This window comes from Actinomadura chibensis NBRC 106107 (assembly GCF_001552135.1).
Lineage (GTDB): Bacteria > Actinomycetota > Actinomycetes > Streptosporangiales > Streptosporangiaceae > Spirillospora > Spirillospora chibensis.
Window position 1 is genome coordinate 108168 of sequence record NZ_BCQP01000028.1, and the last position, 13243, is coordinate 121410.

Annotated in this window: 15 protein-coding genes and 2 tRNA genes; 7 read left to right on the forward strand and 10 right to left on the reverse strand. The window is 66.9% G+C overall.

The genetic code is table 11. From position 1 onward, the window contains the following. Nucleotides 1-31: 31 nt before the first annotated feature. Nucleotides 32-757, forward strand: a complete 726-nt coding sequence (locus ACH01S_RS16845; RefSeq protein WP_067892327.1) for a sulfite exporter TauE/SafE family protein — start codon at nt 32-34, stop codon at nt 755-757. A 66-nt stretch (nt 758-823) separates the two neighbouring features. Here ACH01S_RS16845 and ACH01S_RS43560 read toward each other — a convergent pair. The 5 genes from ACH01S_RS43560 to ACH01S_RS16860 form a co-directional block, all read right to left on the reverse strand. After that, nucleotides 824-889: transfer RNA gene (locus ACH01S_RS43560), tRNA-Arg, on the reverse strand. A 417-nt stretch (nt 890-1306) separates the two neighbouring features. Then, nucleotides 1307-1615 (reverse strand): hypothetical protein, encoded by a 309-nt coding sequence (locus ACH01S_RS43565; protein ID WP_148344299.1) that lies wholly within the window; start codon nt 1613-1615, stop codon nt 1307-1309. A 438-nt stretch (nt 1616-2053) separates the two neighbouring features. Next, nucleotides 2054-2428 carry a Het-E N-terminal domain-containing protein gene (locus ACH01S_RS16850; RefSeq protein WP_067892193.1) on the reverse strand — a complete coding sequence of 125 codons (375 nt, stop codon included), beginning with the start codon at nt 2426-2428 and terminating at the stop codon, nt 2054-2056. A 10-nt stretch (nt 2429-2438) separates the two neighbouring features. After that, a complete protein-coding gene (locus tag ACH01S_RS16855; RefSeq protein WP_148344300.1) occupies nt 2439-3533 on the reverse strand; it encodes a vWA domain-containing protein in 1095 nt (364 codons plus the stop codon). Nucleotides 3534-3589: 56 nt separating this feature from the next. Beyond that, nucleotides 3590-5026, reverse strand: coding sequence for a VWA domain-containing protein (locus ACH01S_RS16860; RefSeq protein WP_148344301.1), 1437 nt, complete (start codon nt 5024-5026; stop codon nt 3590-3592). A gap of 316 nt (nt 5027-5342) precedes the next feature. Here ACH01S_RS16860 and ACH01S_RS42275 point away from each other — a divergent pair, with 316 nt between their 5' ends. From ACH01S_RS42275 to ACH01S_RS16885, 5 genes are all read left to right on the forward strand, one after another. After that, nucleotides 5343-5756 (forward strand): RICIN domain-containing protein, encoded by a 414-nt coding sequence (locus tag ACH01S_RS42275; protein ID WP_169809282.1) that lies wholly within the window; start codon nt 5343-5345, stop codon nt 5754-5756. A gap of 312 nt (nt 5757-6068) precedes the next feature. Next, nucleotides 6069-6374, forward strand: coding sequence for a hypothetical protein (locus tag ACH01S_RS16870; RefSeq protein ID WP_067892201.1), 306 nt, complete (start codon nt 6069-6071; stop codon nt 6372-6374). 851 nt (nt 6375-7225) lie between these two features. Beyond that, nucleotides 7226-7423 carry a hypothetical protein gene (locus ACH01S_RS43570; RefSeq protein WP_148344302.1) on the forward strand — a complete coding sequence of 66 codons (198 nt, stop codon included), beginning with the start codon at nt 7226-7228 and terminating at the stop codon, nt 7421-7423. A 207-nt stretch (nt 7424-7630) separates the two neighbouring features. Next, nucleotides 7631-8212 (forward strand): RNA polymerase sigma factor, encoded by a 582-nt coding sequence (locus ACH01S_RS16880; protein WP_067892205.1) that lies wholly within the window; start codon nt 7631-7633, stop codon nt 8210-8212. Then, complete coding sequence (locus tag ACH01S_RS16885) at nt 8209-8499, forward strand: hypothetical protein (RefSeq protein WP_067892207.1); 291 nt, start codon at nt 8209-8211, stop codon at nt 8497-8499. Before ACH01S_RS16880 ends, ACH01S_RS16885 begins: the two co-directional genes overlap by 4 nt. Before the next feature lie 251 nt (nt 8500-8750). Here the strand turns inward: ACH01S_RS16885 and ACH01S_RS45370 are convergent, their stop codons facing one another. The 3 genes from ACH01S_RS45370 to ACH01S_RS46780 all read right to left on the reverse strand — a co-directional run bounded on the left by ACH01S_RS45370 (nt 8751) and on the right by ACH01S_RS46780 (nt 10058). After that, the gene (locus tag ACH01S_RS45370) at nt 8751-9161 is read right to left on the reverse strand and encodes a hypothetical protein (protein WP_218010285.1); all 411 of its coding nucleotides are present in this window, start codon (nt 9159-9161) and stop codon (nt 8751-8753) included. After that, nucleotides 9139-9405, reverse strand: coding sequence for a hypothetical protein (locus tag ACH01S_RS16895; protein WP_067892214.1), 267 nt, complete (start codon nt 9403-9405; stop codon nt 9139-9141). The genes ACH01S_RS45370 and ACH01S_RS16895 overlap by 23 nt, the downstream gene beginning before the upstream one ends. 98 nt (nt 9406-9503) lie before the next feature. Further along, the gene (locus ACH01S_RS46780) at nt 9504-10058 is read right to left on the reverse strand and encodes an NAD(P)-binding domain-containing protein (protein ID WP_083980773.1); all 555 of its coding nucleotides are present in this window, start codon (nt 10056-10058) and stop codon (nt 9504-9506) included. A 726-nt stretch (nt 10059-10784) separates the two neighbouring features. Here ACH01S_RS46780 and ACH01S_RS16900 point away from each other — a divergent pair. After that, entirely contained in the window at nt 10785-12365 is a 1581-nt protein-coding gene (locus ACH01S_RS16900) for a sulfatase family protein (RefSeq protein WP_169809283.1), read from the forward strand. A gap of 609 nt (nt 12366-12974) precedes the next feature. On the opposite strand, the gene ACH01S_RS43580 is transcribed toward ACH01S_RS16900, so the two are convergent. Both ACH01S_RS43580 and ACH01S_RS16905 read right to left on the reverse strand, forming a co-directional pair. Next, nucleotides 12975-13145 carry a hypothetical protein gene (locus ACH01S_RS43580; RefSeq protein ID WP_157406290.1) on the reverse strand — a complete coding sequence of 57 codons (171 nt, stop codon included), beginning with the start codon at nt 13143-13145 and terminating at the stop codon, nt 12975-12977. Next, a tRNA-Arg gene (locus ACH01S_RS16905) sits at nt 13116-13188 on the reverse strand. The genes ACH01S_RS43580 and ACH01S_RS16905 overlap by 30 nt, the downstream gene beginning before the upstream one ends. Nucleotides 13189-13243: the final 55 nt, after the last annotated feature.

Sequence of the window (13243 nt, forward strand, 5' to 3'; positions counted from 1 at the left end):
CTTCCGTCCCCACCGCTGGCAGGCTGGACCCGTGATCACCCTCCCGGTGTTGCTGGCCGCCTGCGCGGCGGCGTTCGCGCTGGCGCTGCTGTCGGCGGTCGCCGGGTTCGGCGGCGGTGTACTGCTGCTACCGGTGTTCACCGCGCTGTTCGGGCTGCGGTTCGCCGTCCCCATGCTCACCCTCACCCAACTGGCCAGCAACGGCAGCCGCGTGTGGCTGAACCGCCACGACCTGGACCGGCGGCTGATCGGCTGGTTCGCCCTGGGCGCGGTCCCGTCCGCGCTGGCCGGGGGCCTGCTGCTGGCCCACGCCCCGCTGGCGCCCCTCAAACGCGTCCTCGGGGTGTTCCTGATCGGCGTGGTGATCTGGCGGCGCGTCAACCCCCACCCCCGCAAGCCCGGCGACCACGCCTTCACCGGGGTCGGCGCCGCCTCCGGGCTCGGCTCGGCGCTGCTGGGCTCGGTCGGCCCGCTGACGGCCCCGTTCTTCCTGGCCTACGGCCTGACCCGCGCCGCCTACATCGGCACCGAGGCGGCCGCAGCCCTCACCATGCACCTGACCAAACTCGCCGCCTACGGCGCCGGTGACCTGCTGACCGCCAAGATCCTGCTCTACGGCGCCGCACTCACCCCCGCCACCCTTGCAGGCGCCTGGACCGGCAAGAAGATCGTCAACCGCATCAGCGACCGCCTCTTCGTCCACCTGGTCGAAGCCGGCCTCCTCACCGCCGGAACCTTGTTCCTCCTCGGCCTCTAACCCAAGCCCCTGGACGGCGCACCCAAAAGGGCCGCATTTCAGCAGGTCAGCGCCTTGCCTGGTGGGCACCTCCGGCAGCATTCAAACCCGCGACACCCGCCTTAGGAGAGCGGTGCCCTGCATGGGGCCGGTTGTGGCGCAGGTTGGTCCGGCCAGGTCAGGTTAGGTTCCGCGGCTGACCTTCCGTTGGTGTTTTCGGTCCCGGCGGCCTGTTGGTGGAGCTGTGCAGCGCTCTCGCGGTCACCGGCCCCGTTTCGGCGTTCTGCCAGGGCGTAAGGGTCCCCGGCGGCGCTGGCCCGCTGATGGCAGTGCACGGCGTGGCGGTAGCGGCCTCTGATCTCTGCCTGGCGTCTGAGGACAGTGAACTCGTCGGGAGTGTGGGCGTGACGGACGGCTGCGTCCCAGAAGGAGGCCGGGGGACAGTCGAGGGTGCGTTCGGTGCGGGCGTGTTGTTCGAGGTAGTCGGCCGGCCGGTGCAGCGGGTGGGCACCGGGAGGGGGCCGGTGTCGGATCAAGGGACCGGGCAACCGCCGGTGCGGCACCGTGAGCTCATCCAGCGCGTCGGCGAACCAGGCGGTGCCGCCGATGCGGGCGTTCGTTGTCGTCGAGGTAGCCGGGCGCGGCGTCGCGCAGCAACCGCTCGGGCAGGAAAAGACTGTGGCCCAGACGGCGGGCGTCCATCGCCGCCCACAGCACCGCCCGCGCGGCCGGGCTGGCCTGTTCGTAGCGGCGTAGCAGTTCGGGTGCGCCGGCAGCGAGGCGATGGCCGGCCACACCGGCGCGATCGCTGGTGGCACGCACACCGTCGGGCAGACGTTCATGCACACCTTCGCTGCCGGAGACGTCATCACGCTCCACGCATACCGCTGTGTCCAGAACGGCTCGCCATCCGTGATCAGTAACAGTGCGGGACGCACCGCAGTCATGGCGCACGTGGTGGACCCAGGTTCCCGAGCACCATCGTGGCCTGCCCATGGCCTGCCCGGTCGCCATGCCGCCGCTTTCGCCGTGGCCCGAAACGCTCAGCTGAGCCGCGGGCTCGCGCGCGTGCTCGGTATTCGACCGATCAAACACACGCGGCCCCGCACGCCAGGGACGAGGGGACGGCTCCCTGCCGGGCGGTCCGGGGCTGGTGCGCCCCGCCGGGCTTGTTCGCTGTGCGATCGTGCCCGTCCGACGCTCCATCGCTCCGGCCACCTGAAGGTCGACGGAAATGGTGTCGGCGCAGCCGGAGGGCAGGCCGGAACCGTCGAGCCGCGTTGGGCCCGACGCCGCACCCGGCGGATGGGGCCTCGTTCACGGCCCGAATCGATTGGTCTGCTGTCCGTGGTCACCGACCTGGACGCCCTGCGCGCCGTCCGCAGTGACGTTGTACTTGGCCGCACGCCCCGCGGCGAGCAAGTCGAGAACCCTTTTAGCGGCCTCAATCAGCTCGGCATCGTTTCCCGCGTCACTATCCAACAGCGCCTCCGCCAGCAGGACTCTCTGGGCGGCCTGGTCGTATTCATGCCGAGCGACGACGAGTTCGGCGGCGTTGTTCCCCGCAACCCGCGCCAAGGTCAACTGCTTCAGTCGGGTATAGGCGTCTCTGACGGCCGCAGCCGTCGTGTCGCTGAGGCCTGCTGCGGCGCCCGCTCCGAGCGCCGATACGATCGCCGTTATCGCGTCCATGGTCACCTCGTTACTGCGTTCGTGTTGCCTGCCAGGTGAGGGTGATCGGGTTTTCTTCGGTTCCCCCAACCTTCGAGACGGTGAACTTCTTGACAATCCCGTCCTCAACCAGCGTCGGCTTTATCTGCACGCCGTGGGCGATACCTTGGGCGTACCATCGATACGAGCCGTCCGGCATGAGTTTGAGGGGAAGGTCTTCATAAGGCGAATATTCGCCGCCGTGTGCGACCACCGAGGTGTCCCAGTGCAGGATCAGTCCGCACTGGCTGCCGGTGGCACATTTTTCCTGTCTTATCTCGGCCGACTTGCGGTTCTTTCGCTCTTCTTCGTAGATCCAGGACCAGTTGGTGTCCGGAACATTTCCTGCGAGTGTGCCATCACTCAGCGTGTAGGAACCGGCGATATTCTGCTCGGACGGCGAAGAGGTGATGGACGGGCTCGACTTCGATGGTTTGACGTGCTTGCCCTCCTCCTTGGAGGGGGTGACAGTCAGTTTCTTGAGTGTCGTGTTGAGTGCCGCCGGTGTGGTGACAAACTGCGGCTTCGGCGCCTTGATGAAATTGGTGAGCTTGATTAAGGGCCGCTGCTCCTGGTGGGGGACCTTGTAGCCGACGAACCGGAAGTCCAGTTCCACCCCGGACTCCGCCGCATTCTTCCGGACGGCGAGTTGCAACGCGGATTGGTCGGACGTACACGCATCCTTGCCATTGGAGGTCACCACGATGATCCGGTTCTGCTTGCTGCCTCGGAAGGGGTAGCGTCCGGAGAAATCGTCGACCGCGGCGAGGATGCCGTTTTCGAGTGTGGCGTTGCCCGAAGGTGTCAGCGTGCGCACGGAACTGCTGATCTTCTGGGCGTGGCCCACGCCGGCGCCCACGACCTGGGACGTGTTGGTCCTGTCGCCGCAGGAGCCGCCGAACCGACGCAGGGACAGGGAGTCGTGGTCGCCGGAGTTCTGCACCGCCGAGGCGACGGCGTTCGCGATCGCGGTGAACTGCTTGCCGTCCTTGGTCAGCGACGTGTCAACGAGGAAAGCGGTTCGGTATTCCGGGATCGCGCGCATGATCAGAAAAGCCGCGATGCCGATGGCCAGCGTGAAAGCCACCAGGATGATCAGTAGCACGTAGGGCCAACGCCTGCGGTGAGCGGATGGTGCACCGGTCATGGCTTCTTCACCGGACTTACCCGAAGGGAGGCAAGAACCTGGTTCATACCGTTCACCTCGCTGTTGTAGTCCTCCGCCGCCTGATGGAAGACGGTCAGCCGTGGGTCGGTCGGCGCCCCTGCCTTCGCGTCCTTGAGCAGAGCCTCGGCCGCTGCGACCACCCGCCGTTGTTTTTCGCGCAGCCGAAGGGCGCGGTCTCGCACGTCGCGAGCAGGGGTGTCTTTCGCTCTGGCGGCTAGGTCGCCGAATTGCGCGGCCGTATCGTCCACCGACTCTCTTGCCCGCCCAAGCGTGCTTTCGGCGAGATCGAGGTGCCCGTCCACGATCGCCTTCACGGCTGTGTTCACCTGGGTCACTGTGGTGTTGAGAGTGTTGACGATCGATTGGGCGCTCTTGAGGACCGGTTCGGTGTTGGCATGCCATTCCAGGGTCCGCTGCAGTTCGTCCGCGTTCTTCGCGTAGGTGGGCCGTGGCGCTCTGGCCGCCGCCGCGATTCTGTCGAGCATCTGACGCTGCCCTGCGGGAACCTGGTAGCCGATCAGCCGGAACTCCAGGGACAGCCCAGCCGCTCTGATCCGGCTACGGATCTCGTTCTCGACATAGGAGGTATCGCTGTCACAGGCGTCCGCGCCATGCCGGGTCACGACGATGATCCTGTTCACCTGTCGGGCCTTGCTGGCGAGCGGCTTGGAGAAATCCTCGACCGCCTCCACGATCCCGCGTACCAGTGTCGCCCTGCCGCCTGCGCGAATCCGAGCCGCCTCGTCGGTGATCTTTTGTCGGTTGCCGGTGGCAAAGCCGGCTAGGCGGACGGTGTTGCCGGACGTGCCGCACTCACCGCCGAACCTCCGCAAGGACAGCGCATCATGGTCGCCGGAATTTCCGATCGCCTTGCGCAGCGATGTCGTCACCGCGGTGATCCCGGCCGAATCCGCGGTGTCCGCCCCGTCCACAAGGAACTGGGTTCGATAGTTGGGGGCGAATCTCGGCGAGAACCAGTCGAAGTACAGCCAACCCGCGCCCACGGCCAGCACAGAGGCGATCAGCGTGACCAGCGAGGCCCACAGCACGGCCGGCACGTCAATGTGAAAAAAGTTCTCCTGGTGCCCATGGTCGCCGATGAGAATTCCGCGGCCATTGGTGACCTGGACGGTCAGTTGCTTCACATATGGCGGAGAGTCGCGTTGTGCCGGAGCGTCGGCTAAGGACACGCGCCGCCATGCGCGCCGGGCGGCGGCCGCCCCGTACACCGCGCCACCGAGGCCGGCCACTGCCGTGGTCAATCCGATCATGCTGGCGGACTTGCCGGCTTCGTCAAACCCGACTACGGCGAAAAGGAGCACCATCCCGCCAAGCGCTGTGGCTGCTGTGAGGCCGCCCCAAGCCACTGCACTGCGCACCATATCCGCATCATTAACGATGCAGGAGATCATCCTTCCGGCTTCGCTTGATATCTTGCATTGAATGGCTGGCCGTAACCGGACAGCGCAGCCCATCGACTTGCCTAACATTGACGGCCGCCAAAGGATAAGGGGCCTCTTCGGCCCGCATGAAATCCCTTCAGCGGACGGACTTTAAGCAGTGCTGGTAGGAAACTGCGGCCGAGGCTGGGGCGTGGAGGGTGGTGCGGCTGACGCTCGGCGGCCGAGCCATGGAGGACGCCGATTCCTCCGGTGAGACCACCGACGCGGGCGCGACGAAGCTATCTCCTCATGCAGAGTAGTGGTGTGCATACATACAGTGATATTCGTGAGTCGTTGCAGTCCCGGCTCAGGGACGGATGGGGAACCAATCGCAGGAGGGCAAGCAGGATGCGCAGGATCATCCTCTGATCAGGCCGCGCGCGGCGCGCTGGTCACCCTGTTCCCCTGCCACGGTGGCGCGAATCAGCGCTGGTCCCAGGACGGCGGGATGCTCCGAAGCGACCTTCCCGGACACAGGTGCCTGGACCTGCGGAGTGGGCACGTCTGCAACGGCGGCGCGATCAACCTCTACGACTGCAACGGCGCGCGCGGCCAGCAGTGGACCTTCAACGGGAACGCGCTGGTGAACGGGATCGAGAACACCTGCCTCACCATCCTTGTCGGGAACCTCAGGGCCGGGACCGCCGTCGTCACCGTCCAGTGCGAAGGCGCCCTCAGCCAGCAGTGGGAGCTCGCGTGACGTGGGCTTGGGGCGGGCTTTGGTGGTTAGGTCCAGGGGCTTCGATTTCTCCGGCGGCGGTGAGGCCGAAGCGGCGTAGTCGATCGGCACCTTCGGTGTCGTCGCCCTGCTCCCAGAGTTGCACCAGGTAGGGCACCGCGTTGGGATTTCCGGCGTCGGCGGCCTGCTGGAACAGGCGCGCGGCATGGCGGTAACGGCCTCGGTCCCTCGCTCGGTGGCCGAGCACGGCAAGGTCGTGCGCGGTCTGGGCGGGGTGGGCGGCGGCGGTCCAGAAGGACGCCGGGGGCTGCGGAGGAAGCGTTCGGTGCGGGCGTGCTGTTCGCGGTAGTCGGCCAGCCGGTACAGCGGGCGGGGCGGGTGCGGCTCGCCTGGGCGCGCGTGGTGCTCGACCAGTGGACCGGGCAGCCGCCGGTGCCAGGCGGTCAGCTCGTCCAGCGCGGCCGGAAACCGGCCGTCGCCGCCGACCCGGTCCCAGTCGTGGTCATCCAGGTAGCCGGGGGCGGCCGCCTCAAGGAGCGGTTCGGGCCGAAAGGGGCTGTGGCCCGGGCGGCGGGCGTCCATCGCGGTCCACAGCAGCGCGCGAGCCGCCGGAGTGGTCTCCTGGTAGCGGCGCAGTAGTTCGGGGGGCGCCAGCCAGTTCCTGGGTGATCCGGCCGCCCGGTGCGCGGGTGCTGGCGCGGCCTCCAGCCGGGAATCGGTGGCGATGGTCGCGGCGTGGGCGGCGAGTTGCGCGGCGGTGAATCCGGGCGGTGCGATGACGTGCTCCGCCTGGTCGAGCAGGGTCCGCGCGGCACGGTACGGGTCGGGTTCGTCGGGGTGGCCGTGGGCCTCGGTCAAGGTGCGCCGGAAGTCGGGCCACATCGACCCCAGAACCAGTACCGGGCCGCGCTTGGGGGCGGCAAGCAGCGCTTGCAGTTCGGCCGCGACCTGTTCTCCGCCCGTGGGCTGCAGGTGGAACTGGGCCTCGTTCAGCTAGATCGCCGTCTGCGAAGCGACCCGTCCGGCGCGGACCGCGTCGGCCAGCGCCGCCGGACGCTCGGGCGTGAGCGGGTGCCAGACTCGCCAGTGCGGCAGTCTGGCGCGGATCGCCTTCCAGCGCGCGCGTGTCTTGCCCGTCGAGGAGTTCGACCATCACCACCATGCGGCTGTCTTGTGCAGCGCCTGCGACGGCCGCCGCAAACAACCGCCGGACCCCGGCTGGGGCAGGTACACCGGCAGAACCGGCTCCGGGCTTCGGCCCGGACGCGCCCGCCGTGCCCGTAGCGAAGGCCTGGTGCGCCTCCAACCCGGCGCATCCTGCTCGTCCAGTCCATCTTCATCGAGTGGTGGGCTCGGCGAGGGCGGCGCTGCCCGTGTCAGCCTGCGTCAAGACCACACAGTGGACGCAGCGACTTCACACGGTGCCGTCGATCGGGCTCTATGCAGAGAACCCCCAGGCCACCTACTCAATGATTCTTCGGGAGGCCCTAATGAGCAGTGAACGCCGTGACACTGCGGACGACTCCGAACCCGCGCGGGCGGGCGGAGAGGGGCCGTCAGCGGTGTTCACCAGCGTGTTGATCGCGGTCGCCGGGGTTTACGGCACCACCCGATCGATCCCGGTGACCGTGATCTCCGGGATCTTCGCCCTGCTGATCACGCTGCTGGTCCTGGAGCGGAGACGGTAGCGGACCCTCAGGTCCGGTGATCGTTTGGGAAAACTGGCGTCTGCCGTTCACGCATCGGCGCCGTCGTGTCTCTACCCATTGGAGAACAGCGGGCCGATCCACGGCGTTTACGAGGGAAGACGACGGGGCGAATGACGGGGATCAATGGAGGAAACCGGCCATGAACGAGTCAGTGCAGAATTTCAGTAGATCCAACAAGGAGCCGGAGTGGGCGACACGCACGCCACCCACGGGACGCAGGGCACCAGTGTCTCGGAACAGACCGAGTTCATTACATTCTTTCGCGATCAGTACAGCAAGGTCGTCGGAATGATCACGCTTATCGGCGGTGACCGCGCCGAGGCGGAAGACGCCACTCAACAAGCCATGGAGGCCGCTCTTCGGCGTTGGTCGACGATCAATGACCCTCGCCGGTGGGTGCGCCAGACGGCCAAGAACCACTTCGTCAGGACCCGCGTGCGTGACCGCCGTCATCTGGAGATCGCGATCGAGAAGGGCGCGTTCACCCCGGCGGTGCAGGACCCTGCCAGAAGCAGTTGGGAGGACGAGCAATGGGTCCACACTCTGTTCAGGGAGCTGACCCCAGCTCAACGAGTGGTCTTCGGGACCATTCTGGACGGCCTGACCTGCTCGGAGATCGCGGAACTGCTCGGTAAGACTCGGGCGGCCGTCCGCAAGAACCTCCAGCTCGCGCGCGACCGGTTGCGTGGCCGGCTCGACCTGATCACGCTGGAGGTCGCTCCCGCTCCCGTTCCCACAGTATCCAGAAGGGAGGCAGGACCCACGTGACCGATACGCCCACCGGCATCGACGAACAGCCTGAGCCCGACCAGACCGCTTCCCGGGTCCTCGGCGAGCAGCTGGAGCGCATCAAGGAACTCACCGATCAGTTCACGCCCGGCTACCTCGAAGTACGGCTGAGGGAGATCCTCGACCGCGTCGATGCTGGCGACGAAGACCAAGCCGTTGCCCCGCTACCTTGCCGCCTTGATATCCAGGGGCCTTACTTCCACGCGGGCCAACACATTACCGGCGTCCCCGCAAGAATCGAGTTCGTTCCGGGACCGGCTCACTGATCGACAACGACCAAGAGCCGTGGCACCGGACACCAGGCTCTTCCCCGCGCGGTCAACAACAACCATCGGCTATGCGTGACATTCGGGGGCCTCTCGTAAGCCGAACTCTCACTGAGAAGGATCGTAAGGTCGGGCGGCCGCCGGGAGGACTCGACGTCGCGGCGAGCGATTCGTGGATAATGCCGAGCTGACGCAGCCAGACCCGCAGGTCGTCAAGATCAGCAACCAAAACACCGGGCGGGCCGGCGCCCCTACCAACTGGGTGAGGACCCGCGCTCGGTGTGCTTCGACCCGGCGGCGTGGACGGCGAGCCGAGGACTGCGGCTGGGGTTGGGTGTGGTCGGGGTGGAGCGGCTGAGCCCGGTCGATGGTCTGTGGGCGGCGGCGCGGCTGATCGGTCCGAGTCTGGCCGCGATGTCGTTGAGGGCGGTGACGACGTTGGCGAGCGGGACGCCATGGGCTTCGGCGTCCATGACCGCGACGTTGAAGCCGCGGGTGGCGGCGACGGTGGCGATGTAGGCCATCCCGAGGGTGGGCAGGGTGTAGTCGTTGACGCGGGGACGGGCGGCGTAGTCGCGCAGTGGCGCGTTGACGAACACCGCGTCCACGGCGCGGGCGTGGTCGTGTTCTTGGAGCAGGTCAAAGGATGGAGTGTTCTGCATGGCGGGCTCCCCAGGCCAGGACGAATAAGGTGGCCGCGCCGAGCTGCGGGCCGGTCATCGCCCGCCACGGTTCGGCGAATTCGGGTTCGGTGGTGGGCCAGTCGACGTCGGGGGCCGTGGTGCGAGCCCAGGTGCGGACGGCCAGATCGCTGTGCGGGGAGAGCGTCCAGTCATGGGTGAAGTCGGCGACGGCGGCACCGGCGGTCCACGGTCCGATCCGCGGGGCGGTCTGCAGCTCCTCCACCAGGCGTGCCGGGGGTAGTTCCGCCCACTTGGTGTGCTGGTCCAGGTAGGCGGTGGCGGCGTTGCGGAGCGCGTCGGCCTTGCCGTGCCTGTGTCGCCTTAACCCTCTTTCGGTTCAGGCGGGCACGGACCGGTGGACCGTGCGGGGGAGCCGTGGTGGAGGTTGTACGTTCCTGCGTTCGTCTGAAGGGACGGGCTGCAGCCTCGATACCGCATCGCGGAATGAAGCCTGCGTCGATTAGGGAAGCCCTCGATGTGTCCGCCGATCATGAAGGTCAGCTGGCTGTGCTCGGCGGCGGGGACGTTGCCGGAGACCGGGGCGGTGAGCGGCGCGCCGCCCCGGGCGGCCACCAGGCGGCGTGGGGTGGCGGGCCGCAGCGTGCTGGTTTCCAGCACGACCGTGTCCTGCGCGAGCCCGGCGGCGAGCCCGTCGGGGCCGGGGTGGACGGCCTCGGCAGCGTAGTCGTCGGCGAGGGAGACGATGACAATGCCCGCGGTGTGCGCGCTGTGCCGGGCCGTTGCCGCGGTGGTGGCGTCGGAGGCGAGGTCACGGGCCGGTGGTTCGCCGCAACGGGCAGTGGAGTCGGGCCTTCCACGCCGGTTCGGCGGTTGACAAGTAACCGGACTTTTCCTACTGTTTTGGTGGGCTTCGATTTGTCCCTATGATCGCGCGAGGGCTCGCGCCGGCGCCGGGCGCCCAATGAATTGATGTATTCTGCGCGAGCTTTACATGCCCATAAGTCGCACAATCTCTTGGTCTACGGTTGCGTGGTCAGCATTAACGCGGCAATTGGACATCTCGCGGTATTGACGCGATCACAGATGGCTTATTACCGTTTGCTCATGACTCCGGGCGATTTTCTGGTCGCTCGCCTGCACGTCGACTTCAAGCGGCAGGCGAGCGCGCTCTGTTCACTCCTCGCGTCCTAACCGGCGGGACGGCGCTCCCGTTGAGCGTCCGTTGAGCGTCGATGGGTCGGCCGTGCCGCCGCCACCTTTTCCTGGGAGACCGCTCACATCGGAACTCCAGTTTCCAAGAAACCTTCCATGCGGCTTGCCTAAGTATCGTAGACGTGCGACAAGCCCTCTTTGGTGAGCCGTTCCGTCTCCTGTCTCGTTTATCTTTTGAGATTTTCGCGCCTGTCAGGCAGGCCCCGGTCGCTGTTCGCGGCGCCCAAGGCACTGCACGGCCCGGACGCGCCGGAAGCCAGGTCACATCGGCACAGTGGCCACGAGTAGCGCCCGTTTGTCCGCCGACTGGAAACAGAGACGTGAAGAAACCGCGGGCTGCGTGGTCGACAAGGGAGGTGACGCGCCAGGAAATCGCTGCGAGAACACACGGCGATGGATCCAGAAAGCGCAGGAAGAAAGGGCGTAGGCATGAAGTCGTACATGGCACGCCGCCGGAGATCGACGCTCTCGGTGACCCTGCTGGTGCTCGTCCTGCTCGCGGGCGCCGTCTACGCGGGTCTGAGGATCGAGGGCTCGTCGGCGTTGGCGGCGACGACAACGCAACCCAACATCGTCTTCATTCTGACAGACGATCTCAACGAAGACGTCTTCGCCAAGGACGCCGGGCTCCAGACGCTCCTGACCAGCCAGGGGACCACATTCGGCAAGCAGTTCGTCGAGCTTTCCCTCTGCTGCCCGTCCCGAACGTCGACGCTGCGAGGGCAGTGCGCCCACAACACCGGAATCTTCACGAATGATCCGGGCACCGGTGGCGGATTCCAGTCCGTGTACAACAAGGGGCTGGAGAATTCGACGATCGCGACCTGGCTCCAGAGCGCCGGGTACCGGACCGCTCTATTCGGCAAGTACCTGAACGGCTACCCCAACGGGGCGCCGAGCAGCACGTACATCCCACCCGGGTGGACCCGTTGGTTCAGCCCCAACGGCGGAAGCCCCTACTCCGAGTACAACTACGACGTCAACGACAGCGGTACTACCGTCCATTACGGCAGCGCACCGTCGGACTACGGGGTCGACGTGATCTCGCGCAAGTTGACCACCTTCATCAAGAACACCACCACCAATTATCCGAACAAACCCTTCTTCACCTACGTCGCTCCTTACATCCCCCACGGGCCGGCGACTCCGCCGCCCCGCTACGAGGGCATCTACCCCGGCGCCAAGGCTCCACGGACTCCCTCGTTCAATGAGGACGACGTGAGCGACAAGCCAGCCTGGATACGGAACAAGGCCAAGCTCACCCAGACACAGATAGACAACATCGACGCCCTGTACGAGAAGCGCAGGGAGTCACTTCGATCGGTCACCGACCTTGTCCAGGACACGATCGACACCCTGCGAGCACAGGGCGTGCTCGACAACACCTACATCGTCTTCACCTCCGACAACGGTTTCCACCAGGGTCAGCACCGGTTGAACTCCGGCAAGAACACGGCCTACGAGGAAGACCTCAACGTTCCGCTGGTCATCCGCGGGCCGGGCGTCCCGGCCGGAGCGACCGTCAACGCCTTCACGCTCAATACCGATCTCGCGCCGACCTTCGCCGCGCTGGCCGGGGTGACGCCGCCCAGCTTCGTCGATGGCCGGTCACTCGTGCCGTTCCTGCAGGGAGTCACGCCGTCGCGGTGGCGTCTGGCTTTGCTGAACGAGCACGCCGGGCCCAGCACCCTGAACGCGAACACCCAGACCAACCTGTTGGAACCTCAGGACCCCGGTGATGCGCAGGCGCTGGCCACTGGGGGAGCCCCCGTCTACGCCGGACTCAGAGCCAAACCCAACACGCTCGGCACGCACGGTCCGTTGAACTACGTCGCCTACGACACGGGCGAGCACGAGCTGTACGACCTGTCGGTGGACCCCAACCAACTCGACAACTCCTACGGCAGCGCGAGCCCGACGCTCAGGCAACGGCTCGATGCCTGGGTTGCCAGCATGAAGAACGCGTCCGGCCAGGCGTTGCGTGACGCGGAGGAGAATCCTCCGCAGTAGCGGGCCCTCGTCGGCGATTCGGAGGGGACAGGGACACCTCCCTGTCCCCTCTACCGTGGCCAAGCTTGAGTAGGTCGCGACGGTCGAAGCTTGACCACTCGCAGAAAACCCGGACCAGATTTCAATCAGCGGCCGAGCCGTCACGGACAGCGGGACGGCCACTCCTGAGGAACCATCAACGGCAAGGTCGCATCAACCACACCTCGCTGTCCTAGGCATCTGGAACACCCAGTCCCGGACGGCCACAACCTCATAGAGGTCGCATGCAGCGAGTGAAGGCTGACCTGCTGAGCGGGGTCTGACGGTATGCCGCGCCTTGTCGGGGGCTCCCGGAAGCCGGGGATCCCCATCGGCGTCAGCCGCGGCGATCAGGTCGGTGGCTTGGGGGCGGGCGAGGGCGATTCTGCTGGGCTCGCCGGGCTGGCGCGGGCGGCGGACGTGCGCGGCCGGGTTGCGTGGGACGACGTCCTCGATGAGCCAGTAGGTGGAGAACGAAGAGATCGCAGCCAGGCGGCGGCGCCGGGTCCGGGCGGCGCGCGGCGGGTCGTCGTCGAGTTCGGCGCGGTAGGCGTCGACGTCGCCGCGGCGGGCGTCGGCGATGTCGATGCCTTAGTCGCGGCACCAGGCGAACCGGCGGCGGACGTCGCGGCGGTAGGCGTCGCGGGTGTTGGGGCTGGTGTAGGCGCGCAGCCAGATCTCCAACGCGGCCTCGGGGCCGCCAGACCCCGCGATCGCGCCTTGCTTGGTGGGCGCCTCCGGCAGGATTCGAACCTGCGGCACCCGCTTTAGGAGAGCGGTGCTCTATCCCCTGAGCTACGGAGGCGTGTCGTCGCTGCGGCAAGAGCGTAGCGGACGGCACCTACAGGGTAGGGGACGGG